This is a genomic window from Kaistia geumhonensis, assembly GCF_030815145.1.
Classification (GTDB): Bacteria; Pseudomonadota; Alphaproteobacteria; order Rhizobiales; family Kaistiaceae; genus Kaistia; species Kaistia geumhonensis.
This window is the reverse complement of sequence record NZ_JAUSWJ010000001.1, coordinates 2,405,822-2,430,607: the sequence shown is the minus strand read 5'-3', so window position 1 is coordinate 2,430,607 and position 24,786 is coordinate 2,405,822. Positions and strand designations below refer to the sequence as shown.

22 protein-coding genes and 1 pseudogene are annotated in these 24,786 nt (G+C 69.0%); 14 read left to right on the top strand and 9 right to left on the bottom strand.

Features of this window, described 5'->3' with window-relative positions:
- The first annotated feature begins 66 nt into the window (after positions 1-66).
- Complete coding sequence (locus QO015_RS11530; protein WP_266279304.1) at positions 67-843, top strand: SDR family NAD(P)-dependent oxidoreductase; 777 nt, start codon at positions 67-69, stop codon at positions 841-843.
- Positions 844-858: 15 nt separating this feature from the next.
- On the opposite strand, the gene QO015_RS11525 is transcribed toward QO015_RS11530, so the two are convergent.
- Positions 859-1,416 (bottom strand): ActR/PrrA/RegA family redox response regulator transcription factor, encoded by a 558-nt coding sequence (locus QO015_RS11525; protein ID WP_266279305.1) that lies wholly within the window; start codon positions 1,414-1,416, stop codon positions 859-861.
- Between the two features lie 112 nt (positions 1,417-1,528).
- Entirely contained in the window at positions 1,529-2,899 is a 1,371-nt protein-coding gene (locus QO015_RS11520; RefSeq protein ID WP_266279306.1) for an ActS/PrrB/RegB family redox-sensitive histidine kinase, read from the bottom strand.
- Between the two features lie 184 nt (positions 2,900-3,083).
- Here QO015_RS11520 and QO015_RS11515 point away from each other — a divergent pair.
- Together QO015_RS11515 and QO015_RS21805 are read left to right on the top strand one after the other, a co-directional pair.
- Positions 3,084-4,302: pseudogene (locus QO015_RS11515) on the top strand (polyhydroxyalkanoate depolymerase); the annotation flags it as partial.
- Entirely contained in the window at positions 4,278-4,631 is a 354-nt protein-coding gene (locus QO015_RS21805) for a helix-hairpin-helix domain-containing protein (RefSeq protein WP_503128754.1), read from the top strand. The pseudogene QO015_RS11515 and the gene QO015_RS21805, both read left to right, overlap by 25 nt.
- Before the next feature lie 7 nt (positions 4,632-4,638).
- Here the strand turns inward: QO015_RS21805 and QO015_RS11510 are convergent, their stop codons facing one another.
- Positions 4,639-5,250, bottom strand: a complete 612-nt coding sequence (locus tag QO015_RS11510) for a TetR/AcrR family transcriptional regulator (protein WP_266279309.1) — start codon at positions 5,248-5,250, stop codon at positions 4,639-4,641.
- A gap of 245 nt (positions 5,251-5,495) precedes the next feature.
- On the opposite strand from QO015_RS11510, the gene QO015_RS11505 reads away from it, so the two are divergent.
- The 3 genes from QO015_RS11505 (at position 5,496) to QO015_RS11495 (ending at position 8,476) form a co-directional block, all read left to right on the top strand.
- Positions 5,496-7,028, top strand: coding sequence for an MFS transporter (locus tag QO015_RS11505; RefSeq protein ID WP_266279310.1), 1,533 nt, complete (start codon positions 5,496-5,498; stop codon positions 7,026-7,028).
- A gap of 128 nt (positions 7,029-7,156) precedes the next feature.
- On the top strand, positions 7,157-7,609 hold the full coding sequence (locus QO015_RS11500) for a DUF2852 domain-containing protein (RefSeq protein ID WP_266279312.1): 453 nt from the start codon (positions 7,157-7,159) through the stop codon (positions 7,607-7,609).
- 96 nt (positions 7,610-7,705) lie between these two features.
- A complete protein-coding gene (locus tag QO015_RS11495) occupies positions 7,706-8,476 on the top strand; it encodes a M48 family metallopeptidase (protein WP_266279313.1) in 771 nt (256 codons plus the stop codon).
- On the opposite strand, the gene QO015_RS11490 is transcribed toward QO015_RS11495, so the two are convergent.
- The 5 genes from QO015_RS11490 to QO015_RS11470 form a co-directional block, all read right to left on the bottom strand.
- A complete protein-coding gene (locus QO015_RS11490) occupies positions 8,473-9,510 on the bottom strand; it encodes a sulfate/molybdate ABC transporter ATP-binding protein (protein ID WP_266282363.1) in 1,038 nt (345 codons plus the stop codon). The two genes, QO015_RS11495 and QO015_RS11490, sit on opposite strands and share 4 nt — an antisense overlap.
- 64 nt (positions 9,511-9,574) lie before the next feature.
- Positions 9,575-10,456 carry a sulfate ABC transporter permease subunit CysW gene (gene cysW / locus QO015_RS11485; protein ID WP_266279314.1) on the bottom strand — a complete coding sequence of 294 codons (882 nt, stop codon included), beginning with the start codon at positions 10,454-10,456 and terminating at the stop codon, positions 9,575-9,577.
- On the bottom strand, positions 10,453-11,292 hold the full coding sequence (gene cysT / locus QO015_RS11480) for a sulfate ABC transporter permease subunit CysT (protein ID WP_266279316.1): 840 nt from the start codon (positions 11,290-11,292) through the stop codon (positions 10,453-10,455). Before cysT ends, cysW begins: the two co-directional genes overlap by 4 nt.
- A gap of 7 nt (positions 11,293-11,299) precedes the next feature.
- Complete coding sequence (locus QO015_RS11475) at positions 11,300-12,352, bottom strand: sulfate ABC transporter substrate-binding protein (protein ID WP_370877414.1); 1,053 nt, start codon at positions 12,350-12,352, stop codon at positions 11,300-11,302.
- Positions 12,353-12,454: 102 nt separating this feature from the next.
- Positions 12,455-12,919 (bottom strand): RrF2 family transcriptional regulator, encoded by a 465-nt coding sequence (locus tag QO015_RS11470; RefSeq protein WP_266279317.1) that lies wholly within the window; start codon positions 12,917-12,919, stop codon positions 12,455-12,457.
- Positions 12,920-13,087: 168 nt separating this feature from the next.
- Here QO015_RS11470 and QO015_RS11465 point away from each other — a divergent pair, with 168 nt between their 5' ends.
- On the top strand, positions 13,088-13,519 hold the full coding sequence (locus QO015_RS11465; RefSeq protein ID WP_266279318.1) for an RbsD/FucU family protein: 432 nt from the start codon (positions 13,088-13,090) through the stop codon (positions 13,517-13,519).
- A gap of 115 nt (positions 13,520-13,634) precedes the next feature.
- Here QO015_RS11465 and QO015_RS11460 read toward each other — a convergent pair whose 3' ends face one another.
- Positions 13,635-14,645 (bottom strand): acetyltransferase domain-containing protein, encoded by a 1,011-nt coding sequence (locus tag QO015_RS11460; protein WP_266279319.1) that lies wholly within the window; start codon positions 14,643-14,645, stop codon positions 13,635-13,637.
- Positions 14,646-14,731: 86 nt separating this feature from the next.
- Here QO015_RS11460 and QO015_RS11455 point away from each other — a divergent pair, with 86 nt between their 5' ends.
- The 7 genes from QO015_RS11455 (at position 14,732) to QO015_RS11425 (ending at position 24,731) form a co-directional block, all read left to right on the top strand.
- Positions 14,732-15,706 (top strand): isopenicillin N synthase family dioxygenase, encoded by a 975-nt coding sequence (locus QO015_RS11455; RefSeq protein WP_266279320.1) that lies wholly within the window; start codon positions 14,732-14,734, stop codon positions 15,704-15,706.
- Positions 15,707-15,832: 126 nt separating this feature from the next.
- Entirely contained in the window at positions 15,833-19,156 is a 3,324-nt protein-coding gene (locus QO015_RS11450) for a transglutaminase family protein (protein ID WP_266279321.1), read from the top strand.
- Positions 19,157-19,163: 7 nt separating this feature from the next.
- The gene (locus tag QO015_RS11445) at positions 19,164-21,671 is read left to right on the top strand and encodes a circularly permuted type 2 ATP-grasp protein (protein ID WP_266279322.1); all 2,508 of its coding nucleotides are present in this window, start codon (positions 19,164-19,166) and stop codon (positions 21,669-21,671) included.
- Between the two features lie 2 nt (positions 21,672-21,673).
- Positions 21,674-22,555, top strand: a complete 882-nt coding sequence (locus QO015_RS11440) for a transglutaminase family protein (protein ID WP_266279324.1) — start codon at positions 21,674-21,676, stop codon at positions 22,553-22,555.
- Positions 22,556-22,745: 190 nt separating this feature from the next.
- Positions 22,746-23,027: an acyl carrier protein gene (locus QO015_RS11435; RefSeq protein WP_266279325.1), complete on the top strand. Its 282-nt coding sequence runs from the start codon at positions 22,746-22,748 to the stop codon at positions 23,025-23,027.
- A 7-nt stretch (positions 23,028-23,034) separates the two neighbouring features.
- Entirely contained in the window at positions 23,035-23,517 is a 483-nt protein-coding gene (locus QO015_RS11430) for a 3-hydroxyacyl-ACP dehydratase FabZ family protein (protein ID WP_266279327.1), read from the top strand.
- Complete coding sequence (locus tag QO015_RS11425) at positions 23,514-24,731, top strand: beta-ketoacyl-ACP synthase (RefSeq protein WP_266279328.1); 1,218 nt, start codon at positions 23,514-23,516, stop codon at positions 24,729-24,731. The genes QO015_RS11430 and QO015_RS11425 overlap by 4 nt, the downstream gene beginning before the upstream one ends.
- Positions 24,732-24,786 lie beyond the last annotated feature (55 nt).

The window sequence follows — 24,786 nt, the reverse complement described above, 5'->3', positions numbered from 1 at the left end:
GCATTAAGCCCCCGAGTGGCGCCGCCTATGGTCCTGCCATTCCTTCCACCCCGAAAGGCAGTCATCATGACCGAGCAATCGACGAACCACACCCCCACGATCGCCATCGTCACCGGCGGCAGCCGGGGCCTCGGCCGCAGCGCCGTCATCGCGCTTGCCGAACGCGGCGTCTCCACGATCTTCACCTATCGCGCTGCCCGCGACGAGGCCGAGGCGACCGTCGCGGCGGTGGAGCAGAAAGGGGCACGCGCCGTCGCTCTTCCGCTCGACGCGGGCGACATCAGGTCCTTCCCGGCCTTCGTCGCCGCGGTGCGGGAGGCGCTGGCCAGCCTCGGCAGCGATCGCTTCGACATTCTCGTCAACAATGCGGGCACCGCGCATCACCGGCCCATCGCGGAGACGACGGAAGCCGAGTTCGACGCGCTCTACGGCGTGCATCTGAAGGGCGTCTTCTTCCTGACGCAGGCGCTGCTGCCGCTTCTTCGCGACGGCGGCCGCATCGTCAACGTCTCCTCCGGCTTGACCCGCTTCTCCTATCCCGGCAGCGCGTCCTATGCCGCCATGAAGGGCGCCGTCGAGGTTCTGACGCGCTATCTCGCCGCGGAACTCGGCGCGCGCGGGATCACGGCGAACACGGTGGCGCCCGGCGCCATCGCGACGGACTTCAGCGGCGGCATGGTGCGCGACAATCCCGAGGTGAACCGCATGGTGGCGAGCGCCACCGCGCTCGGACGCGTCGGGCTTCCCGAGGACATCGGACCGATGATCGCCGCGCTCACCTCGGAGGCCAATCGCTGGGTGAACGGCCAGCGCATCGAGGTCTCGGGCGGCATGCAGCTCTGAGGCGAGCGCCCCGCCTCAGCGCGGGGCGCGCTTGGCGAGGATGCGCTGCAACGTGCGGCGGTGCATGTTGAGGCGGCGGGCCGTCTCGGAGACGTTGCGCTCGCACAGCTCGTAGACGCGCTGGATATGCTCCCAGCGGACGCGGTCCGCCGACATCGGATTGTCCGGCGGCACCGCCTTCTCGGTCGGGTCGCGGGTCAGCGCCTGGAACACCTCGTCGGCATCGGCGGGCTTGGCGAGGTAATCGACCGCGCCAAGCTTCACCGCGGTGACGGCGGTCGCGATGTTGCCGTAGCCCGTCAGCACCACCATCCGCGATTCCGGCCGCCGCTTGCGGATCAGCTCGATGACGTCGAGCCCGTTGCCGTCCTCGAGGCGCATGTCGACGACCGCATAGGCCGGCGGCTTCTGGTCCACCTTGCGCATGCCTTCGGCGACGCTATCGGCGGTCTCGACCTGGAAGCCGCGCGTCTCCATCGCCCGCGCGAGGCGCTGCAGGAACGCCTTGTCGTCGTCGACGATGATGAGAGTGGTGTCTGTGCCGGCCAGCCCGGCGCTGTCGATGTCCGTCATCGGATCCTGCCTCGGCCCCCCAGTCTTTCGTTGTTCCTCTTGACGCCGGTTATAGGAAGCGCGGCACCATCCGCCAAGAGCAGCACGGTTTTCGTAGCATAGGTGGCGAAGGTCACTCCGCCGCCACGGCGCGGCCGCCGCGCCCTCCGAGCGCCTTCGCGGCCTCGTCGCGGCGCGGCGGCTCGCGGTCCATGGCGTCGCGCGGCCAGTCGATGCGCACGATCGCGCCATGCGCCGGCGACAGCCGGTTGGAAAGCTCGACGCGGGCCTGCGAACGTTCGAGCAGCGTTTTCGCGATGAAGAAGCCGAGCCCGAGACCGCCGGCGCTTTCGTCGGCGGCGCCGTCGGCCGGTGCGCGCGTCGTCACATAGGGCTCGCCGATATGGTCGATCACGTCGGCGGCGAATCCCGGCCCGTCATCGGCGATGACCAGCGAGACGCTTTCCTCGGTCCACACCGCGGTGATCTCGACCCTGGTCTCGGCGAAGTCGACCGCGTTTTCGAGCAGGTTGCCGACGCCATACATGACGGCGGGATTGCGCCGCCCGACCGGCTCCGGCCCGCCCCGACCGTTGAGCTTCACGTCGATCTCGACGCCGGTTCCCTGATGCGGCTCGACGACCTCGGCGATGAGATGGCTGATCGGCAGGCGGTCGAGATGCTGGTCGGTCTGGGTCGAGAGCGAGGTCAGTTTGCCGAGAATGTCGCGGCAACGCTCCGCCTGACTGCGCAGGAGCGCCACGTCCTCGGCATAGGGGCTGCCCTCCGGCAGTTCGCGCTGCAGTTCCTTCGTCACGAGGGTGATGGTGGCGAGTGGCGTGCCGAGCTCGTGCGCGGCGGCCGCGGCCAGCCCGTCGAGCGCCGAGAGATGCTGCTCGCGCGCGAGCACCAGCTCGGTCGCGGTCAAGGCCTCGGCAAGCTGGCGCGATTCGAGCGCGACGCGGAAGGCGTAGTTGCCCATGAAGAAGACGCCGGAGACGAGCGCCACCCAGACGCCGGCGACATAGGTGAGCGGCAGGCTGATCGGCTCGCCGGCCCAGGGCAGCGGCAGGTGATGGATGGCCAGCACACTGACGGCGACCAGCACCAGCGCCCCGAGCGCCGTGGTGAGGCGCGGATCGAGCGTCGTCGCCGAGACCATGACCGGCACGATGAGCAGGATCGAGAACGGGTTCTGAAGCCCGCCGGTCAGGTAGAGCAGCGCCGAGAGCTGCAGCACATCATAGCCGAGCAGGAGCGCCGCCGTGCTGCCCCGAAGGCGAAGGCTGGAGGGATAGCGGATCTTCAGGAAGAGGTTGAGCCAGGCCGAAAGCGCGATCGCGCCGAGGCAGAGGCCGAGCGGCATCGGAAAGCCCAGCCAGTAATGCACCACCACGACGGTGGCCGTCTGCCCCGCCACGGCCAGCCAGCGCAGACGCACCAGCGTATCGAGCTTCAGCCGCGGTCGGTTGGCGTTTCGCGACGGCCGGCTCTCTTCCGCCATGATGACTCCTTCGGCGTTTCCCTCCCGATCCGGGGCCGATCATAGCATGGCGGTTCCAGCGGCGGCTTGCGCGGCGAACAAAATCGTCCTTACATATTGCGGTGCAAACAGCCGGCCCCGCCCTCTGCCCGACGGTTCCCATGGCCGACTTCCAGCTTCCGCCGAGCGGCAGACGGACGGCCGTATGACGCCCTTTTCCTATTACCAGCTCTACGAGTTCCATCATGCCGCGGTGGCGCCGCTGCGCGCGGCGGCCGACGCCATGAAGCTGGCGCTTTCCAACCCGCTCAACCCGTTCGGCCAGACGGCGCTCGGCAAGAACTGGTCGGCCGGCCTCGAACTCTTCGAGCGCGTGACGCGCCGCTACGGCAAGCCGGCCTTCGGCCTGCCGACGACGCTGGTTGGCGGCACGCGCGTTCCGGTCACCGAGCGCGTGGTCTGGAAGCGGCCGTTCTGCAATCTCATCCATTTCGAGCGGGCGCTGGACCGGCCCCGCAACGATCCGAAACTGCTGATCGTCGCGCCGATGTCCGGCCATTACGCGACGCTGCTGCGCGGCACGGTCGAGGCCATGTTGCCGAAGCACGAGGTCTACATCACCGACTGGATCGACGCCCGCGCGGTGCCGCTGTCGGAGGGGCGTTTCGATCTCGACGACTATATCGACTACCTGATCTCGATGCTGCATGCGCTGGGCGGCGAGACGCATGTCGTCGCCGTCTGCCAGCCGGCGGTGCCCGTGCTCGCCGCGGTCTCGGTCATGGAGGCAAAGGGCGATCCCTATGCGCCGCGCACCATGACGCTGATGGGCGGCCCGATCGACACCCGCATCAACCCGACGGCGGTCAACAAGCTGGCCGAAGGCAAGGACATCGACTGGTTCCGCGACAATGTCGTGATGAAGGTGCCTTTCCCGCATCCCGGCTTCATGCGTGACGTCTATCCGGGCTTCCTGCAGCTCTCCGGCTTCATGTCGATGAATCTCGACCGCCACCTCACGGCGCACAAGGAATTCTTCGGCCATCTCGTCGCCGGAGACGGCGACAGCCAGACCAAGCATCGCGACTTCTACGACGAGTATCTCGCCGTGATGGATCTGACGGCGGAGTTCTATCTCCAGACCGTGGACACGGTGTTCATCCGCCATGCGCTGCCGAACGGCACCATGATGCATCGCGACGTTCCGGTCGATCCGTCCGCGATCCGCACTGTCGCGCTGCTGACGGTCGAGGGCGAGAACGACGACATCTCCGGCGTCGGACAGACCGAGGCGGCGCAGCGGCTCTGCTCCAACATCCCGGACGATATGCGCGCCCATTACGTGCAGCCGAAGGTCGGCCATTACGGCGTCTTCAACGGCTCCCGCTTCCGCGCCGAGATCGCTCCGCGCATCGGCGACTTCATCCTGACGCACAACCGTCCGCGCCACGCGGCTCCGGCGGCGGTCAAGGCTCCGAAGGCGGCCGCCGAGCGGGCCGCGGACACGCTGGCGGCGATCGTCCTTTCGGCGCCGAAGGGAGCGGCCGACGATCTCAAGGCGATCACCGGCGTCGGGCCGAAGCTGGAGCAGACGCTGAATGCGATCGGCATTTTCCATTTCTGGCAACTGGCCGGGCTGACGGCGGCGCAAGCCGAGGAGCTCGACGGAAGGCTCGCCTTCAAGGGCCGCATCGCGCGCGACCGCTGGGTCGAGCAGGCGGCCGAGCTCGCGAAGGAGAATGCCGCGTCCTGAAGCGGCGTCAGGCCTGCGTCGATGTGATCGCGTCCCAGCCGAGCATGGCGCTTCGCGCCACGCCGGCCAGGGTCTCCATGTCGGCGCCGTCGCGCGCCTCGATCGACATGCCCTTGATGACGGTCGCGAAATAGGCGGTGACGCGGTCGAGGTCGAGGCCGGGCGGCAGTTCGCCATCGGCGATGCCGCGCGCGAGGCGAGCCCGGATGCGGACGGCCATGTCGCGGCGGCGGTCGCAGAGATAGGCCTGCGCCGCATCCGTGTCCGGTCCGCCATTGGTGGCGCCGAGCATCAGGAAGCAGCCGGACGGCTTGTCGGGCCGCATGCAGGAGCGGGCGCTGGCCATTAGCATCGCCGCGATCGAGTCGCGGGTCGACAGATCGCCTTCCAGCATGGTGAGCGTGCAGCCGTCGTCCGTCGCGGCGTAGAGGCCGACGGCCTCCTTGAACAGCTCTTCCTTGGATCCGAAGGCGGCATAGAGACTCGGCGGGTTGATGCCCATCGCCTCGGTCAGCTCCGCCATCGACGCCCCGGCATAGCCGCGCGCCCAGAACACCTCCATCGCCTTTTCCAGCGCCGCTGCGCGGTCGAAACCGCGCGGCCTGCCGCGCGCACCCATGGCTGCCATCCTCGCTATCGGTCCGGTCGAGCCGCGCCGATATTTCTGTATCGATCACTAAATTAAACGCTTGACGGTCGGAATCAAGGACCTATTATTTCCGTAGCGATCCCTACAGAACGGGATCGGCGGTGGCGGCCGGCCGCCGTCGAAGCGTGCGGCGCCCTCTCCCGCCGCACGCTTCGCGCCCTCGATCGCCCCCCCCGCGCCGAGCGGCGGGCTCAGACAGTTCGGAAAGACAAGCCATGACCGACGCATCTCCCGATGCGGCGCGGAAGAAGTCGCTCGTTCTCGCGGCCATCTTCCTCGTCGCCGTCACCATTCCCATCTCCTTCACCGGCCCGGCGGTGGCGATCCCCGCGATCGGCGCCGATCTCGGCGGCAGCGTCGCCGCGCTGACCTGGATCGTCTCGGGCTTCATGCTCGCCGTCGGCTCCAGCGTCATGCTGGGCGGGGCGCTCGCCGACCAGTTTGGCCGCAAGCGCATGTTCAAGATCGGCATGGCTGGCTTCACGATCGCCTCGCTGGCCATCGGCTTCGCGCCGAGCGTGCTCGTGCTCGATCTCCTGCGCGGCGTGCAGGGCGTCTCTGGTGCCATCGCGCTGTCGGCCGGCTTCGCGGCGCTGGCGCAGGAGTTCGAGGGACCGGCGCGCACGCGGGCGCTCGGGCTGATCGGCTCCGGCTTCGGCATCGGCATCGCCTTCGGGCCGATCATCGCCGGCGGGCTCATCGCGACGCTCGGCTGGCGCGCCATCTTCTTCGCCACCGCGGCGGCCGGCGTGTTCATCCTCGCGGTCGGAGCGCCACGCCTGTCCGAAACGCGCGATCCGGACGCGACGCGGATCGACGCGCTCGGCGCCGCGAGCTTCACCGCGATGCTGGTGTCGCTGATCTTCGCCATCAGCGAAGGGCCGTCCTTCGGCTGGGGCCACCCGCTGGTGATCGGCCTCTTCGCGGCCGCGGGCCTCCTCTTCGTCGCCTTCATCACCATCGAGCGTCTCGTCGCGCGGCCGATGCTGGACCTGTCGCTCTTCACCTATGCCCGCTTCGTCGGAATCCAGGCGCTGCCGGTTGCGGTCGCCTATTCCTTCGTCGTGCCGCTCTTCCTGCTGCCGATCCGCTTCGTGCGGGTCGAGGGAATGAGCGAGTTGCAGGCCGGGCTGATGCTCCTGCCGCTGTCGGCGCCGATCGCGATCGTGCCCTTCCTCGCGGCCCATCTCGCCCGCCGCATCCCGGCCGGCCTGCTGGCCTCGGGGGGCCTGCTCGTCTCGGCGGCGGGCATCGTCTGGCTGGCGGCCATCCCGCCAGGTGCCGCGCCGCTCGCCTTCATGGCACCGCTGGCACTGGCCGGCATCGGCGCCGGCATTCCCTGGGGCCTGATGGACGATCTCGCCATCTCCGTCGTTCCCAAGGAGCGCGCCGGCATGGCGACCGGCATCTTCGGCACAATGCGCGTCGCCGGCGAGACGGTCGCGGTCGCGGTCGTCGGCGCCGTGCTCGCCGCCTTCGTGGCGGGCGCGCTGCCGGCGGCGGGAATCGGGACGATGGACGAGCTCGCGCTCGCCGTCGCGAGCGGTTCCTTCGAAGAGGCGGCCCGCATGGCGCCGCACCTCCCGGCGCCGGCCTTCGCCGCCGCCTATGGCACTGCCTTCCGCCTCACCATGCTGATTGCGGGCGGCATCACCTTCGCGGCGGCGGTCGTGACCTTCGTCGCCCTGGTGCCGCGACCCGTGCGCCGCCGACGCCGCGGCCGCCGGATGCTGGAGATCGAGGCGTGAGGAGAGCCGCGCGCGGCGGCTGAAACGGAATCGGACGGCCCTGGGGTGGCGGCCGTCCGATTTTGCTTGAACGGGGGGCATCCCCTTCCCACTTCCGTTTGCGTTGGGGATTACGGAAGGAAGGATCCATGACCAACACTCAGGCCCTGCGTCCGGGCTGGACGCCGCTCACCATCGCGCTGATGGTCCTCGGCTTCGTCGTGTTCTGGCCGCTCGGTCTCGCCATGCTCGCCTACATCATCTGGGGCGACCGGATTCCGGAGTTTCGCCGCAGTGCGGCGGGCGTACGCGACGACTTCCGCCGCTCGTTCGGCGGCTGCGGGTCGCGCCGGTACGAGCAGCGCGGCTGGCAGAGCGGCAACTCGGCCTTCGACGCCTATCGTGACGCCGAGCTGAAGCGTCTCGAGGAAGAGCGCCGCCGCCTCGACGAGGAGCGCGCGGAGTTCGAGACCTTCGTGCAGAACCTGCGCCGCGCCCGCGACCAGGAGGAGTTCGATCGTTTCAAGTCCGATCGCGACCGCGCCCGCAAGCCGCAGACCGGCCAGGGTGGCGGCAATGACGGCCCGGTGATCGATCTCTGAACCGGAACCGACGGCGATGATGTGGGCCGGGCAGCGATGCCCGGCCTTTTTCATGCGAGGATAACATCGGCGAATCGGCGGACACGAAGGAGCAGCATGGGATTCTTCTCGCGCCAGCCGCCGCGGCTCGCCGCCGGCGCCGCGCGTCCCGACCACTGCCAGGTAACCATCGACGGCGCCGCGGTCCGCGTGGTGCTGAACTGGAGCGCGCGCGCGAGCCGCTACACGCTGCGCGTCGCCGGTTCGGTCCGCGAGCCGGTGATGACCATTCCCGCGCGGGGCAGCCTCGCCGAGGCGAAGCGCTTCCTCGAGCGGCATAGCGGCTGGCTCAAGGCGCGGCTCGACGCGCTGCCCGAGGCGAAGCCGCTCGCCGATGGCGGCAGCGTGCCGCTGCGCGGCGTTCCGCACGCGATCCGCCATGTCGGTGGCCGCGGTCTCGTCCATGTCGAGGGCGAGGGAGGCGATAATGGGGCGACGCTCCTCGTGCCGGGCGACGCCGGTCATCTCCAGCGCCGCGTGATCGACTTCCTGAAGCGCGAGGCGCGCGCCGATTTCGAGGCGGCGACGGCGCGCCATGCCGCGGCGCTCGGCGTGCGCGTCAAGGCCATCAGGCTCGGCGACCCGGCGAGCCGCTGGGGCTCCTGCTCGACCAGCGGCACGATTTCCTATTCCTGGCGCGTGGTCATGGCGCCGCCTTCGGTGCTCGACTATCTCGTCGCGCATGAAGTCGCGCATCTGCGCGAGATGAACCATTCGCCGCGCTTCTGGAAGCTCGTCCGCGCGCTCTGCCCCGGCATGGACGCCGCCAAGGCCTGGCTTGCGCGCCACGGCGCCGGCCTGCATGCGGTCGGCGCCGGCCCGCCCTAGGCCGGGAAGATCCGCCAACGCTCCGGCCTGAAGCCGATCAGCGTGCCGAGCGGCCGCTCGTCGCCGACCTCGACATCGATCTCGGCCCTGAGGTGATCCGGCCCGACCTGCAGCTCCAGCCGACGCCGGCCGCCATGGCGCCGCGTCGCGACGATCCGGCCGCGGATCGCAGGGGCGCCGTCCTCGACCAGCGTCACGTCATGCGGCCGGAAGCCGAGCACCGCCTCGCGCCGCTCCGCCTCGTTCACGGCGAGCCCGGTCGGATCGCCGCTGAACGTCACCGCGCCGTCCTCGATCACCACCGGCAGCAGCGTTGATTCGCCGATGAAGGAAAAGACGAAGGGGCTGGCCGGCCGGTCATAGATGTCGTCGGCGGAGCCGACCTGCTCGATCCGGCCCTTCGACATGACGACGACACGGTCGGCGAGTTCCAGCGCCTCTTCCTGGTCGTGGGTCACGAAGAAGGTCGTGTGGCCGGTGCGGTCGTGGATCTCGCGCAGCCAGCGGCGCAGATCCTTGCGCACCTGCGCGTCGAGCGCGCCGAAGGGTTCGTCGAGCAGCAGCAGCCGCGGTTCGATGGCGAGCGCGCGGGCGAGCGCCACGCGCTGCCGCTGGCCGCCAGAGAGCTGCGTCGGATAGCGCTTCTCGAGCCCCGTGAGCTGGACGAGATCGAGGAGATGCAGCACGCGGCGGCGGATTTCCGACTTGGGCGGCCGGGAGCCGCGCGGCCGCACGGTGAGGCCGAAGGCGATGTTGTCGAACACCGTCATGTGGCGGAAGAGCGCGTAGTGCTGGAAGACGAACCCGATATTGCGGTCCTGCACGGGTAGCCCGAGCGCATCCTCCCCGCCGAAGAGCACGCGGCCGGAGGACGGCGCCTCGAGTCCGGCGAGGATGCGCAGCAGCGTCGTCTTGCCCGAGCCGGACGGGCCGAGCAGCGCCACCAGCTCGCCGGCGCGCACGTCGAGCGACACGCCGAACAGGGCCGGCGAATCGCCGAAATCCTTGGCGACGGCATCGATGGTGACGTCCACAGGCGCGCCGAGGGCGATCGACGTCTCCGCTTCGAGCTGGGTGAGCGCGTTCATGGGTGTCACCTCAGTGGCGGCGGGTGGCGGCGATCTCGTCGGCATAGCGCCATTCCAGGATCGACTTGACGATGAGGGTCACGAGCGCGAGCAGCGCCAGCAGCGAGGCAACCGCGAAGGCCGCGCGGTACATGTATTCATTGTACAGGATCTCGACCTGCAGCGGCATGGTGTTGGTCTGGCCGCGGATATGGCCGGAAACGACCGATACCGCGCCGAACTCGCCCATCGCACGGGCGTTGCAGAGCAGCACGCCGTAGAGCAGCGCCCATTTGACGTTGGGCAGCGTCACGCGGAAGAAGGTCTGCCAGCCGCCGGCGCCGAGCGACAGCGCCGCCTCCTCGTCCTGCGTCCCTTGCGCCTGCATGATCGGGATCAGCTCGCGGGCGACGAAGGGAAAGGTGACGAAGATCGTCGCCAGCACGATTCCCGGCACCGCGAAGATGACCTTGATGCCGTGTTCGGCGAGCAGCGGCCCGAGATAGCCCTGCGCGCCGAACATCAGCACATAGATGAGGCCGGAGGTGACCGGGGAGACGGAGAAGGGCAGGTCGATCAGCGTGATGAGCAGGCTCTTGCCGCGGAATTCGAACTTGGCGATCGCCCAGGACGCGGCGAGACCGAAGACGAGATTGGCCGGCACCGAGATCGCGGCGACGAGAAGCGTGAGGCGGACGGCACTCGCCGTCTCGCGGCCGCCGAGCGACTTGATGAAGGCTCCGATGCCGGCGCTCAGCGCCTCGTAGAAGACGCTGACCAGCGGCAGCACCAGGAAGATCCCGAGAAAGGCGAGCGCGACGATCGTGAGCAACACGCGCACGAGCGGCGTTTCCGTCGCGGCCGGGCGGAAGCGGGCTGCATGGCGCGGCGCGGGAGCGGCGATGTCGGTCATCCGAGCCTCCGGCGGCTCCAGGCCTGGATGAGGTTGATGGCGAAGAGCAGGATGAAGGAGATGATCAGCATGATCGTCGCGACGCCCGTCGCCGCCGCATAGTTGAATTCGGTGAGGCGGATGACGATCAGGAGCGGCGCGATCTCCGAGACATAGGGGATGTTGCCGGCGATGAAGATCACCGAGCCGTATTCGCCGACCGCGCGGGCAAAGGCGAGCGCGAAGCCGGTGAGGAGCGCGGGCACCAGCGTCGGCAGCACGACCCGCCGCACCGTCGTCCAGCGCCGGGCGCCGAGCGTCGCGGCCATCTCCTCGATCTCGCGGTCGAGATCGGCCAGTACCGGCTCGACCGTGCGGACGATGAAGGGGATGCCGATGAACACCAGCGCGATGAAGATGCCGATCGGCGTATAGGCGATCTTGACGCCGAACATCGCCGCATATTGCCCGATCCAGCCGTTGGGCGCGTAGAGGGCGGTGAGGGCGATGCCGGCGACTGCGGTCGGCAGTGCGAAGGGCAGGTCGACCACGGCGTCGATGATGCGCTTGCCGGGGAAGTCGTAGCGCACCAGCACCCAGGCGACGACGAGGCCGAACACGGCATTGACGAGCGCCGCGATCGCCGAGACGCCGAACGAGAGCCGCAGCGCCGCCAGCGTGCGCGGGTCGAGCGCGATCGCCATGAAGTCCGCCCAGCCGAGGCTCGCGGCGCGCACGACGAGACCGGCGAGCGGGATGAGGACGATCAGCGACAGATAGGCCAGCGTGAAGCCGAGCGTCATCCCGAAGCCCGGAATGACGCCCGGCCGGCGGCCGAGGGCGAGCGGCTCTGCCATCGCGGCCTTATTGGCCCGGCTTGTAGATCTGGTCGAAGATGCCGCCGTCGGCGAAGTGGGCCGGCTGCACCTTGGCCCAGCCGCCGAACTGCGGGTCGTCGACGGTGACGAGCTTCAGCGCGGCGAAACGCTTCAGGTCCTCGGGATCGGCGGCAGCAGGCTTCACCGGGCGATAGTAGTTGTGCGCGATGATCTTCTGCGCCGCGTCGCTGTAGAGATAGTCGAGATAGGCCTGCGCCACGGCCGTCGTACCTTTGGCGTCGGCATTGCCTTTGACGAGCGCCACCGGCGGCTCGGCCTTTACCGAGATCGACGGCGTCACGATCTCGAACTGGTCGGGACCGAGCTCGTTGAGAGCCAGGAAGGCCTCGTTCTCCCAGGCGAGCAAGACGTCGCCGATGCCGCGCTGGGCGAAGGTCGTCGTCGAGCCGCGAGCGCCGGAATCGAGCACCGGGACGTTCCTGTAGAGCTTGCCGACGAAGTCGCGGATCTTGGCGTCGTCGCCGCCGAACTTGTCGTTGGCATAGGCCCAGGCGGCGAGATAGTTCCAGCGCGCGCCGCCCGATGTCTTCGGGTTGGGCGTGATCACCTGGACGCCGTCCTTCACGAGGTCGTCCCAGTCCTTGATGCCCTTCGGATTGCCCTTGCGTACCAGGAAGACGATCGTCGACGTGTAGGGCGTCGAGTTGTCGGGCAGCAGCGTGGCCCAGTTCTTCGGGATCTTGTCCGTCCTGGCGGCGATGGCGTCGATGTCGGCGGCGAGCGCCAGCGTCACGACATCGGCGTCGAGGCCGTCGATCACCGCGCGGGCCTGGGCGCCCGAGCCACCATGCGACTGCTCGACCGTGACGGTCTCGCCGGTCTTCTCCTTCCAGTAGGCGGAGAAGGCCTCGTCATAGGCCTTGTAGAGTTCGCGGGTCGGATCGTAGCTGACATTGAGCAGTGTGGTATCCGCGAAGGCCGGGACCGCGGCGAGCGGCAGGGAGGCCATCGCGGCGAACAGAGCGCCCGCGGCGAGACGGCCGATCGGTCGGGACCGGAAGGTCTGGAAAGGCACCATGCGAAGTCTCCCTCGAGAGATGATGGCTTATCTCGACATAGGAACTCGACAAATTCAAACCAACGGAGCCGCCTGGCCGACCCGCGGAATGGAAAATCGTTCCTAGAATCCAGCCTCGGCCGAAACCGGGTCCGGTTCGTCGAGGAGGCCGGACTCCTCGCGCAGCGCGTCCGCGAGCGTCGTCGCGTCGAAGAGGAGAAGCTGCGCGGCGTAGGGGCCGGCGAACAGCCGGCGGACGCCGCAGGTCGCCTCGTCCTCGCAGTCTGCGCAGCGCTGATAGGCGGTGCGCGAGATGCAGCCGAGCGGCGCGATGGGGCCGTCGATTGCTCTCAGGACCTGGCCGATGGTGATCTCGTCGGGCGCCTTAATCAGCACATAGCCGCCCGCGCGGCCGCGCCTGCTCGCGATCATGCCGCGATGCTTGAGATCGAGCAGGATGTGTTCGAGGAACTTGCGCGGCACCCCCGCCTGGCGGGCGATGTCGTCGATCTGAACCGTCTCGCCCTTCTCCTGGCGCGCCAGATGCAGCAGCGCCTTGAACGCATATTTGGCCTTCTGGGAGATCATCGGGCGTTCCGCCTGCGGGCTCGGGAAAGAAACGTCTTAGCGGAAGGCGGCGGCGATTCAAACGGCGCGGCGCTTGTTGACGCGATGCCCGGCCCCGCCGATCATCCGCGCCTCGCAACGAAGGGCCGGGCAACGAACGCACCGGCGACGACAGGAGGAACGACCCACATGCTGCGCGGCATCGATCCGATCATCGGACCCGAACTCATCCATGCGCTCCGCGCCATGGGCCATGGCGACGAGATCACCATCGTCGACGCCAACTTCCCCGCCGTCGCCATGGCGAAGCGGCTGATCCGCATGGACGGCCACGATGCGGTGCGCGTCGCCGACGCCGTGCTCTCGCTGATGCCGCTCGACCGCTTCGCGCCCGACGAGACGGCGATCCGCATGGAGGTCGTCGGCGACCCCGACGCGGTCCCGCCGGTCTGCGCGCTGTTCCAGGACGTGATCGACCGCCGCGATCCCGGCTACAAGCTGCAGAAGCTCGAGCGCTTCGCCTTCTACGAGCGCGCGAAGCAGTCCTTCGCGATCATCGCCACCGGCGAACGCCGGCTCTACGGCAATGTCATCCTCAAGATGGGCGTGATCGATCCGTAAGGCGGGTCGGGCTGCGGCCCTTGTCCGATCCAGGATGCGTCTTTCGCAAAGCCGCCAACAAGCGTCGTGGCCGGGCCTGTCCCGGGCATGACGGGGATGGATCGAAGCGCGATTCCTAGGGAGGCGGCGTCTCGCCGCGCTCCATCGGCGCGGTCGTCTCGGGCGCCGGCGTAGGCAGCGTCATCGCGGTGCAGGTGAGCGCCATGCCGCGCACGCGGTCCATGTCGGCCGGCGTCAGCGCGTTGTCGAGCATCGGCCGCATGAGCCCGGCCTTGTCCATGTCCTCGAACATGCAGCGGCAATAGGCGTGGCAACCGACCTCGTCGGCGCGGGCGGCGACGCAGCGATCGACGCAGTCCGCCCGCGCGCCGTCGACCGCCGCATCGGGGACGAGCACCTGCGCGACAAGGAACAGGGCGCCGAAGATGATCGGCTGGTGGACGAGATAGACGGCGAGGCTGTGGCGGCCGGCAACGGCGAGGAGGCGGCCGGGCCATGCTTTCGGCTGCCAGGCCGCCGCGAGCCGGCGGTCGAGCCCGTGCGACACCGCGAGGCGGCCGGCGGCGACGCCGGCGAGCACCGCCGCCGTCCACGGGAAGACCGGCACATAATCGAAGGAATTGTGCGGCAGCGGCGCGAGGCCGGTCCACCACAGCGCCGGCACATCGAAGAATTCCGAGCGGAAGACCTGCGGCAGGGCGGCGACGATCGCCGCAACGACGAGCGTCAGGAGCGGTGGCAGGCGCAGGAAGGGCAGGGCGATGACGCTCGCCAGCGCGATCTGGTGCAGGATGCCGAAATAGACCCAGCCCTGCGGCATGGCGAAGTAGGTGGCGACCGAGACCAGCGCCGCGCCTGCGACGATCATGCCGAGCCGCCTCAGATAGGGCTCGAGGCGAAAGCCGCTCCTGGTCGCGAGGACGAGGCTGACGCCGGCGAGGAACAGGAAGGTGCCGGCGATCACATGCGCATAGATGCGCCAGGGCATGGATCCCGATGGATCGATGCGCGCGAGATGCAGATAGGCGAGGTCCCACGCGCCGTGATAGGTCATCATCGCGACGAGCGCGACACCGCGCCAGGCGTCGATCAGCGCGATGCGCCGCGGCAACGCTGCCTCATTCATGTGCATGCACCTCAGATTGGCAGTTCCCAAGACGTGCCGACGTCCATAATCTTGTCCCGACGATCAAGATCAAGTCGGGGCCCGTCATGACGTCCATTCCTCTCATCGACCTCGCCGATCCGCGCGGCAGCGAAGCCGTCGCGGAAGCGATCGGCCGGACCTGCGAGGATACCGGTTTCTTCCTGATCACCGGGCATGGCGTCGACCCCGCCGCGCTGGAGCGTGGCTGGAACGCGGCGCGCGCCTATTTCGACCGTCCGCTCGCCGAGAAGATGACGGCGGCGATGCCCTATCCGGGCTATCCCTACGGCTACAGCCCCGTCAAGGGCGAGACGCTGGCCGCCTCGCTCGGTGACGCGCGCCCGGCCGATCTCAAGGAAACCTTCTCCTTCGGTCCGTCCGCCTTCCGCCGTCTCGACCACAAGCCGGCCGACGACGCGGAGGCCTTCGTGTTCTCGGCCAATCCCTGGCCGCTCGGCGGCGACGACTTCCGCATCGCGGTCATGGCCTACTACGCCGAGATGTCGGCGCTGGCCGGCCGGCTGATGCGGCTTTTCGCGCGGGCGCTGTCGCTCGAAGAGACCTATTTCGACCGCTTCATCGACCGGGAGGCGAGCGCGCTGCGCCTGCTCAACTATCCAGAGGTGGATACCCCGCCGGAGCCCGGCCAGCTCCGCGCGGGCGCTCATTCCGATTACGGCTCGCTCACGATCCTGAGGCAGGAAGATTCGCCCGGCGGTCTCGAAGTGCTCGGCCTCGACGGAGCCTGGGTGAAGGTGCCGGCGCTGCCCGACAGCTTCGTCATCAATATCGGCGATCTGATGCAGCGCTGGACCAACGACCGCTGGAAATCGACGCTGCACCGCGTTGCCGTGCCGCCGCCGCAGCCCGGCCGTCCGACGCGCCGCCAGTCGATGGCCTTCTTCCACCAGCCGAACTGGGATGCCGCGATCAGCTGCATCCCTACCTGCCTCTCGCCCGGCGAGGCGGCGAAATATCCCCCCGTCGGCTCGGGCGAATATCTCGCCTCCAAGTTCCGCTCCACGGTGGCGAAGGGATGAGACGGACGGCGCGTTCCCGTCCTTCGCACGGCGCCGCCGGCGCGGTACCGTCTCTGGCGCGTTTGTTGCGTCCCGGCTGGCGGCACCACCGCCCCATGCCTGCTCCAACCTGGTTTCCCTGATCCGATGTCGATCCTCGCAGCGCTTCGCCACGTCACACGCTACAGCTACGACAAGCCGGTCACGCTCGGGCCGCAGGTCGTCCGCCTGCGCCCGGCGCCGCATTGCCGAACCAAGGTTCCGAGCTATTCGCTGTCGGTGAAGCCGGCAGGCCATTTCATCAACTGGCAGCAGGACCCGCACGGCAACTGGCAGGCGCGGCTCGTCTTTCCGGAGAAGACGACCGAATTCGAGATCGCCGTCGATCTCGTCGCCGAGCTCGAGGTCTACAATCCGTTCGATTTCTTCGTCGAACCCTATGCCGAGACCTTCCCCTTCACCTACGAGCCGGCGCTGGCCGAGGAACTCGCCGCCTATCTCGTTCCCGAGCCGGCCGGGCCTCTGCTCTCCGGCTTCCTCTCGACCATCTCGCGCGAGCCGATGCAGATCGTCGACTTCCTGGTCGCGATCAACCACCGCCTGCAGCAGGACATCCGCTACCTGATCCGCATGGAGCCGGGCGTCCAGACGCCGGAGGAGACGCTGGCCAACGCCTCCGGCTCCTGCCGCGATTCCGGCTGGCTGCTGGTGCAGGCGCTGCGCCATCTCGGCCTCGCCGCACGCTTCGTCTCCGGCTATCTGATCCAGCTGAAGCCCGATGTCGCCGCGCTGGACGGACCCTCGGGCACCGAGGTCGATTTCACCGACCTCCATGCCTGGGCCGAGGTCTATGTGCCGGGCGCCGGCTGGATCGGCCTCGATCCGACATCCGGCCTCTTCACCGGCGAAGGGCATCTGCCGCTCTGCGCGACGCCGCATTACCGCTCGGCGGCGCCGATCACCGGCGGCTTCTCGGCCGAGCCGGGGACCGAGACGAGCTTCGACTTCGAGATGCGCGTCGACCGCATCGCCGAGCAGCCGCGCGTCACGCTGCCCTTTTCCGACGAGAGCTGGGCGGCGCTGGATGCGCTCGGCCATCAGGTCGATGCCGAGCTCAAGGCCAACGATGTCCGCCTCACCATGGGCGGCGAACCGACCTTCGTCTCCATCGACGACTACCAGGCGGCCGAATGGAACACCGCCGCGGTCGGCCCTACCAAGCGCCAGCGCGCCGACGACCTCATCCGCCGGCTGAGGAAGCGCTTCGCGCCGGGCGGCTTCCTGCATTACGGCCAGGGCAAATGGTATCCAGGCGAGAGCCTGCCGCGATGGACCTTCGCGCTCTACTGGCGCAAGGACGGCAAGCCGATCTGGCAGGACCCCTCGCTCATCGCCGGCGAGGCGCCGCAGGAGAGCGCGACGCCCGAACATGCGCGCGAACTGCTGGAAGACCTCTCGGAGCGGCTCGGCATTCCGAGCGCATTCGTTATTCCCGCCTATGAGGATCCGGCGCACTGGATCCTCAAGGAGGCCGAGCTGCCGGAGAACGTGACTGCTGCGGATTCGAAGCTCGACGACGCCGAGGCCCGTGCCCGCATCGCGCGCGTCTTCGAGCGCGGCCTCTCCGATCCCTCGGGCTATGTGCTGCCCGTCCAGCGCTGGCAGTCCAAGGCGCGGGCGCGGCGCCGCTGGGCTTCGGAGCGCTGGCCGCTGCGCCGCGGCCGCATCTTCCTCGTCCCCGGCGACAGCCCGGTCGGCTTCCGCCTGCCCCTGTCCTCGCTGCCCTATGTCCCGGCTTCGTCCTATCCCTTCATCATCCAGGCCGATCCCGGCTCCATCAACGTGCCGCTGCCCGATCCGGACGAGATCGCGGCGCAGCTTGCGCAGCCGCGGTCGCCGCGCGAGCGGGAACGGCCCGAGCAGGTCGACCAGTATTTCACCGGCACCGGCGCGGTGCGCACGGCGCTGTCGATCGAGCCGCGCGACGGGCGGCTCTGCGTGTTCATGCCGCCGACCGAGCGGCTGGAGGACTATCTGGAGCTGCTCGCCTCGGTCGAGGCTTCGGCGGCCGCGCTCGGTCTCAAGGTACATGTCGAGGGCTATCCGCCGCCGGTCGATCCTCGCCTCGACGTCATCAAGGTGACGCCCGATCCCGGCGTCATCGAGGTCAACATCCATCCCTCGGCCGACTGGACGCAATGCGTCGCCACCACCCGCGATCTCTACGAGGACGCGCGGCAGGCGCGGCTCGGGACCGAAAAGTTCATGACCGACGGCCGCCACACCGGCACCGGCGGCGGCAACCACGTCGTGGTCGGCGGCGCCCATCCGGCCGACAGCCCCTTCCTGCGCCGGCCCGACCTCCTCAAGAGCCTCGTGCTCTACTGGCAGCGCCACCCCTCGCTCAGCTACCTGTTCTCCGGCCTCTTCATCGGGCCGACCAGCCAGGCGCCGCGCATCGACGAGGCCCGGCACGACCAGCTCTACGAGCTCGAGATCGCCATGTCGAAGGTGTCGCCGCCGGGCTGGGGTGCGCCGCCGCCGCCCTGGCTGGTCGACCGCCTGTTCCGAAACCTGCTCGTCGACGTCACCGGCAACACCCACCGAGCCGAGATCTGCATCGACAAGCTCTATTCGCCGGACGGCCCGACCGGCCGGCTCGGCCTCGTCGAGTTCCGCTCCTTCGAGATGCCACCGGACTACCGGATGAGCCTCGCGCAGCAATTGCTGCTGCGTGCGCTCATCTCCTGGTTCTGGCGGCAGCCGCAGCAGGGCTCGCTGGTCCGCTGGGGAACGCAGCTGCATGACCGCTTCATGCTGCCGCATTTCGTCTGGGCCGATTTCCTCGACGTGCTCGCCGACCTCCGCAATGCCGGCTATCCCTTCGATCCGGTCTGGTTCGAGGCGCAGCGCGAGTTCCGTTTCCCGTTCTGCGGCGTCATCGAGCGCCAGGGCGTGCGGCTCGAACTCCGGCAGGCGCTGGAGCCCTGGCATGTTCTGGGCGAAGAGGGCGCGATCGGTGGAACGGTCCGCTATGTCGATTCCTCGGTCGAGCGGATGCAGGTGAAGGTCGACGGTTTCGACCCGCGCCGCTACGCCGTCGCCTGCAATGGTCGCCGGATGCCGATGACGAGCGCGGGCGTCTCGGGCAGCTTCGTCGCCGGCGTGCGCTTCAAGGCCTGGCAGCCGGCCTCGGGCCTGCATCCGACCATTCCGGTGCATGCGCCGCTGGTGTTCGATCTCGTCGATACCTGGTCGAGCCGTTCGCTCGGCGGCTGCGTCTACCACGTCGCCCATCCCGGCGGCCGCAACTACGAGACCTTCCCGGTCAACTCCTACGAGGCGGAAGCGCGCCGGCTCGCGCGGTTCGAATCGATCGGCATGACCGGTGGTGCGCTGCTGCCGCCGGTCGAGGCGCCGTCGCAGGAGTTCCCGCTGACGCTGGATCTCCGCCGGCCGGCAGGGATCTAGGGCCGCCGTGCCGCCGCGCGAGACCCTTCGCCGAAACCGGGCCGTCGCCGAGCGCGCGGCGCGCCTCGTCGGCCACTACCGGCCGCTGCCGGGAGTGGCCGACGAGCTGATCGGCCGCGACGGACGCATCCGTCCGCACTGGCAGCGCTTCGTGCAGACCATGGCGGAGCTGGGCGGGCGCGAATTGCAGCACCGCTTCGCCCTCGCCGACCGCCATCTCGCCGAATCGGGCGTCGTGCTGCGCGTCTATGGCGCGGAGAACGGCGACGAGCGGCCGTGGCCGCTCGCCCATGTGCCTTTCCTGATCGCGCCGGAGGAATGGCGCCAACTGGAGGCGGGGCTCATCCAGCGCGCCCGCCTGCTCGACGCCATTCTCGGTGATGCCTATGGCGAGGGCCGTCTTGCCGCCGACGGCGCGTTGCCGGCCGCCATCATCGCCGGCAGCCCGGAATTCCTGCGCCCGCTCGTCGGGTCGGAGCCGGTCGGCGGCCACCACCTGCGCATCTATGCTGTCGATGTCGGACGCGGCCCCGACGGCGACTGGTGGGTCGTCTCCGACCGTACGCAGGCGCCGTCCGGCGCCGGCTACGCGCTGGAGAACCGCATCGCGCTGGCGCAGGCGCTTCCCGACATCTACCGCGCCTTCAATGTCGAGCGGCTGGCCGGCTTCTTCCAGGCGTTCCGCGCCGGCCTCAACGCCCTCAACCGCCACGAGGAGACGCGCGTCGCGCTGCTGACGCCGGGCCCTCTCAACGAGACCTATTTCGAGCACGCCTATCTCGCCCGCTATCTCGGCTTCGTGCTGGTCGAGGGCGAGGACCTGACGGTCCGCGACGACACGGTCTACATGCGCACCATCACGGGGCTAAAGCGCACCGACGTGCTGCTGCGCCGCCTCGACGCCGATTTCGCCGATCCGCTCGAACTGAACCCCGCCTCGCGGCTCGGCGTGCCGGGCCTCGCCGGCGCGGTGCGGCGGCGCAATGTCGTGATCGCCAATGCGCTCGGCTCCGGCGTCGTCGAGGCGCGGGCGATGATGGGCTTCCTGCCCGGCCTTGCCGAGCGCATCCTCGGCGAGAAGCTGATCCTGCCGAATGTCGCCACCTGGTGGTGCGGCCAGACGCTGGAGCGCGACCATGTCGTGGCCGAGTTCGACCGCATGGTGATCGCGCCCGCCCTTGCCCCGACGCTCCCCGGCATCCTGGCGCGTGGCCCGGTGCTCGGCGCCAACCTCTCGCCCGAGGACAAGGCGAAGCTGATCGACGCCATCTCGCGGCGCGGCCAGGATTATGTCGGCCAGGAAGCGGTGACGCTCTCGACGACGCCGGTCTGGCGCGGGGAGGGCGAGGACGCGCGGCTGGAGCCGCGGCCTTCGATTCTCAGGCTCTATGTAGCGCAGACGGCAGATGGCTGGAAGGTGATGCCCGGCGGCTTCTGCCGGATATCGGACCGGGCCGACGCGCGTGCCGTCACGCTGCAGCAAGGCGGCACCTCGGCGGATGTCTGGGTGCTCTCCGATGGACCGGTCGCCGAGACGACGCTGCTCGCCTCGCCCGACAAGGTGGCGCTGCGCCGGGCGACCTCGACGCTGCCGAGCCGCGCGGCGGAAAACCTCTTCTGGCTCGGCCGCTATGTCGAGCGCACCGAGCAGGCGCTGCGCGTCGTGCGCGCCATCGCCCGCCGTTTGGTCGATGTCGAGGCCGGCAGCGGCGCAGTGTCGCGGCTCGTCACGATCCTGACCTCGTCCGGCGCGGCCGATTTCGAGAAGGGGCCAGCCCAGCCGGCGCGCCTCGCTCTCGCCGCCCTCACCGACCGCGAGAATTTCAACACGGCCCCCCGTCTCGCCGAGGCCTCGCGCCGCGCGGCCTCCGTCATCCGCGACCGTCTGTCGCCCGATGCCTGGCGCGCCGTCGCCGATCTCGAGATCCTGCTCAACCGTCCGCTCGCCGCCCATACCGGCAGCGACATGCATGAGCGGGCCAGCGAGGCGCTCCGTATCGTCGCCGCCTTTTCCGGCCTCGCGCAGGAGAACATGGTCCGCCACAATGGCTGGCGCTTCCTCGAGATGGGCCGCCGCATCGATCGCGGCCTCGCGGTCGCCCGCGCCGCGCGGCTTTGCGGCCTCGGCACCGGCGGCGCCGAGCTCGACGCGCTGCTCGAGATCGCCGACAGCCAGATCACCTATCGCATCCGCTATGTGATGCAGGCGGCGCGGGTGCCGGCGCTTGATCTGGTGTTGCTCGATGCCGGCAATCCGCGCGCGCTCGCCTTCCAGGCCGAGCGGGTCCGCCATTCGCTGTCGAGCCTTCCCGGCCATGCCCCGGCCGGCATCCTCGCGCCGGCCGACCGACTCGCCTCGCGCCTCGCCTCGGAGCTCGAGACCGCCGACGCTGCTGCCGTCGATGCCGACACGATCATCGGCTACGAGCAGACGCTGATGCGCATCTCCGACGAGATCGCGCTCGCTTATTTCACCCATCGCCGGCCATCGCCGCCGGTCGAGGGCGGAGACTAGTCTTGCTCTACGACATCCGTCAGGTGACCGAATACAGCTATGCCTCGCCGGTGCCGTTCGCGCGCCAGGTGCTGCGCCTGCTCCCCGTCGACCGCCCCGGCCAGCGGGTCGTCGCCTGTGAGCTCTCGATCCGGCCGCAGCCGACCGAGCGGCACGATACGCGGGACTTCTTCGGCAATTGGCTGACCACGGTCGCCTTCTCCTTCCCGCATAGCGAGTTGCGGCTCGAGACGCGCGCCCGCGTGCTGGTCGAGGCGGCGGAGGCGCCGCTGCCCATGCTGACGCCGCCCTTCGAGCTGATCCGCCGCAACGCGGTCGCCGAATCGGATCTCGGCCCGCAGTCCCCGGTGCATTTCCTGTTTCCGAGCCGCCTTGTGGCGCTGGACGAGGTGATCGCCGCCTATGTCCGCAAGAGCTTCCCCGCCGGCCGTCCGATCCTCGACGGGGCATTCGATCTGACCAAGCGGATCAAGGCCGATTTCAAATACGACCCGTCCGCGACCGACGTGACGACGCTGCCCGCCGTCGCCTTCGCGCAGAAGGCCGGTGTCTGCCAGGATTTCGCGCATGTGATGATCGCGGGGCTCCGGACGATCGGCCTTCCCGCCGCCTATGTCTCGGGCTTCCTGCGTACCGAGCCGCCGCCGGGGCGGCCGCGTCTTGAAGGCGCCGACGCGACCCATGCCTGGGTCGCGGTCTGGTGCGGCCGCGAGACCGGCTGGGTCGGGCTCGACCCGACCAACGGCGTCTTCGCCGCCGAAGATCATGTCGTGCTGGCCGTCGGCCGTGACTATTCCGATGCCGCGCCGGCCGATGGCGTGATCGTCACGTCGGGCGACCATACGCTCGATGTCGCCGTCGATGTCGTGCCGGTGGGCGCATGAGCGCAAGGCCAGGGGTGCGGCGACCCGACAGGCTGGTATTTCGCGACAGTCCACGGTATCAGGACGGCAGCCATTGCTTCGCTATCCGGCCCTCCGGACTGGCCGGGCGGCAGCGCATGCGGCTCGTGCCGCCTCGATGCGGCCGGCCTGACCATTCTGAGGCCGCGAGAACATAGGACCACGGACCGTCATGTCATCCACGTTCGACATCGTTGCCGATGTGATCTCCGAGACGAGCGAGATCCCCCGCGAGAAGATCACGCCCGAGATGCACGCCATCGACGATCTCGGCATCGACAGCCTCGACTTCCTCGACATCGTGTTCGCGCTCGACAAGAAGTTCGGCATCAAGATTCCGCTCGAGCAGTGGACGCAGGAAGTGAACGCGGGCAAGGCTTCGGTCGAGGAATACTTCGTCCTCAAGAACCTCTGCGCGCATATCGACGAGCTGATCGCCAAGAAGAACGCCTGACGGCGCGATGCGTCTCGAATATTTCCAGATGATCGACAGCGTCGTCGCCTTCGACGCCGCTGCCGGAACGATCCACGCCAAGGCGAATGTCCCGGAGGCGAGCCCCGTCTTCGAAGGACACTTTCCGGGCTATCCGATCATGCCGGGCGTGCTGCTCATCGAGACGATGGCCCAGGCCTCCGGCTTCCTGATCCTCGGCATGAACGGGCTCACCCGCATGCCCTTCTTCATGGGCGTGCAAAAGGCCAAGTTCCGCAAATTCGTCGGGCCGGGAACGGTGCTCGACGTCCATGCGCGCATTGAGCATGACGGCTCCGGCTTCACCGTCACCAAGGCGCGCATCGAGCATGACGGCCCGGTCTGCGATGCCGAGCTGACGCTGCGCATCATGGATTTCCCGGCCGAGGAGCTGCGCACCTCTCTCCTGGAGCGCGCCGCGACCATGGGACTGTCGCGGGCCATCGCGACCAGTGCTGGAGAGGCGACATGAGCGCCGCGGCGAACGACGTCCTCGTCACCGGCATCGGCCTCATCTCCTCGCTCGGCGAGGGGTTGGACGCCCACTGGCAGGCGCTCGCGGTCGACGGCGGCAGCCCCACGGCCCCGGAAACGGAGAAGTTCAAGCCCTTCCCCGTCTTCCCGATGGTGCCGCTCGAGCTCGACCGCCAGATCCCGCGCCGCGCCGACCAGCGGCAGATGGAGACCTGGCAGCGGCTCGGCACCTATACGGCGGGTCTCGCGCTCGCCGATGCCGGCCTTGCCGGCGATCTCGAGCGCCTCGCGCGCATGGACATGGTGGTCGCCGCCGGCGGCGGCGAGCGTGATCTCGCGGTCGACGGCCAGATCCTCGAAGGGCTCGAGACGGCGGCGGATCCGGCCTCCTTCCTCAACGAGCATCTCGCCAACGACCTTCGTCCGACGCTCTTCCTTGCGCAGCTCTCGAACCTACTCGCCGGCAATATCTCGATCGTCCACAAGGTGACCGGGTCCTCGCGCACCTTCATGGGCGAGGAGATCGCGGGCGTTTCGGCTGTCGAGGTCGCGGCCCGCCGCATTGCCGCTGGGCAGGGCGACCTCTTCCTCGTCGGCGCCGCCTACAATGCCGAGCGCAAGGACATGCTGCTCTCGCTCGCCATGGGCCGAACGCTCTGGCAGGGCGCGCCCAAGACCGTGTGGCAGCGCGGGGCGAGCGGCGAGGGCGGCATGATCACCGGTTCGGCTGGCGCCTTCCTGGTTCTCGAATCGCGCGCGCATGCTGAGGCGCGCGGGCGCACCGCCTATGCGAAGCTGACGGGCGTGCTTTCTGGCCGCAGCCGCCGTGGTCCTGGCGAGGCAGCTGCCGTCGCGAGCCGGCAGTTCGACGAATTGTCGCGCCATTTCGGCGGCTTTACGCCGGCTGTCCTCTCGGGAGCCAACGGCATCCCGGCGACGACGGCCGAAGAACGTGCGCTCTGGGAGGATCTCGCCGCCGATGAGCGCGTCGACGGCATCCGCGCCACGCAGACGCTGATCGGCAATGCGATCGAGGCGGATTTCCCGATCCGCGTCGCTTTGGCCGCACTGGCGATCGGCCGCCGCGGTTTCTATCTTCCGACCGACGATACCGGCATCGAGCGCCCCGCCGAGACGCCGTCGAAGATCCTGGCGACGAGCTGGGGCTTCTGGCGCGGCGAGGGCATGGCGCTGGTCGAGGCGGCGGGCTGAGGCTCCATCGCCGCCCGAGTGAGGCGGCTGGGGGCCATATCTGACGTGGAAGGGC

Excerpts from the sequence above, each read along its gene's own strand:
- QO015_RS11530 (WP_266279304.1), top strand. The coding sequence starts at position 67 with ATGACCGAGCAATCGACGAACCACACCCCCACGATCGCCATCGTCACC.
- QO015_RS11525 (WP_266279305.1), bottom strand. The coding sequence starts at position 1,416 with ATGACGGACATCGACAGCGCCGGGCTGGCCGGCACAGACACCACTCTC.
- QO015_RS11520 (WP_266279306.1), bottom strand. The coding sequence starts at position 2,899 with ATGGCGGAAGAGAGCCGGCCGTCGCGAAACGCCAACCGACCGCGGCTG.
- QO015_RS11510 (WP_266279309.1), bottom strand. The coding sequence starts at position 5,250 with ATGGGTGCGCGCGGCAGGCCGCGCGGTTTCGACCGCGCAGCGGCGCTG.
- QO015_RS11505 (WP_266279310.1), top strand. The coding sequence starts at position 5,496 with ATGACCGACGCATCTCCCGATGCGGCGCGGAAGAAGTCGCTCGTTCTC.
- QO015_RS11500 (WP_266279312.1), top strand. The coding sequence starts at position 7,157 with ATGACCAACACTCAGGCCCTGCGTCCGGGCTGGACGCCGCTCACCATC.
- QO015_RS11495 (WP_266279313.1), top strand. The coding sequence starts at position 7,706 with ATGGGATTCTTCTCGCGCCAGCCGCCGCGGCTCGCCGCCGGCGCCGCG.
- cysW (WP_266279314.1), bottom strand. The coding sequence starts at position 10,456 with ATGACCGACATCGCCGCTCCCGCGCCGCGCCATGCAGCCCGCTTCCGC.
- cysT (WP_266279316.1), bottom strand. The coding sequence starts at position 11,292 with ATGGCAGAGCCGCTCGCCCTCGGCCGCCGGCCGGGCGTCATTCCGGGC.
- QO015_RS11475 (WP_370877414.1), bottom strand. The coding sequence starts at position 12,352 with ATGGTGCCTTTCCAGACCTTCCGGTCCCGACCGATCGGCCGTCTCGCC.
- QO015_RS11470 (WP_266279317.1), bottom strand. The coding sequence starts at position 12,919 with ATGATCTCCCAGAAGGCCAAATATGCGTTCAAGGCGCTGCTGCATCTG.
- QO015_RS11465 (WP_266279318.1), top strand. The coding sequence starts at position 13,088 with ATGCTGCGCGGCATCGATCCGATCATCGGACCCGAACTCATCCATGCG.
- QO015_RS11460 (WP_266279319.1), bottom strand. The coding sequence starts at position 14,645 with ATGAATGAGGCAGCGTTGCCGCGGCGCATCGCGCTGATCGACGCCTGG.
- QO015_RS11455 (WP_266279320.1), top strand. The coding sequence starts at position 14,732 with ATGACGTCCATTCCTCTCATCGACCTCGCCGATCCGCGCGGCAGCGAA.
- QO015_RS11450 (WP_266279321.1), top strand. The coding sequence starts at position 15,833 with ATGTCGATCCTCGCAGCGCTTCGCCACGTCACACGCTACAGCTACGAC.
- QO015_RS11435 (WP_266279325.1), top strand. The coding sequence starts at position 22,746 with ATGTCATCCACGTTCGACATCGTTGCCGATGTGATCTCCGAGACGAGC.
- QO015_RS11430 (WP_266279327.1), top strand. The coding sequence starts at position 23,035 with ATGCGTCTCGAATATTTCCAGATGATCGACAGCGTCGTCGCCTTCGAC.
- QO015_RS11425 (WP_266279328.1), top strand. The coding sequence starts at position 23,514 with ATGAGCGCCGCGGCGAACGACGTCCTCGTCACCGGCATCGGCCTCATC.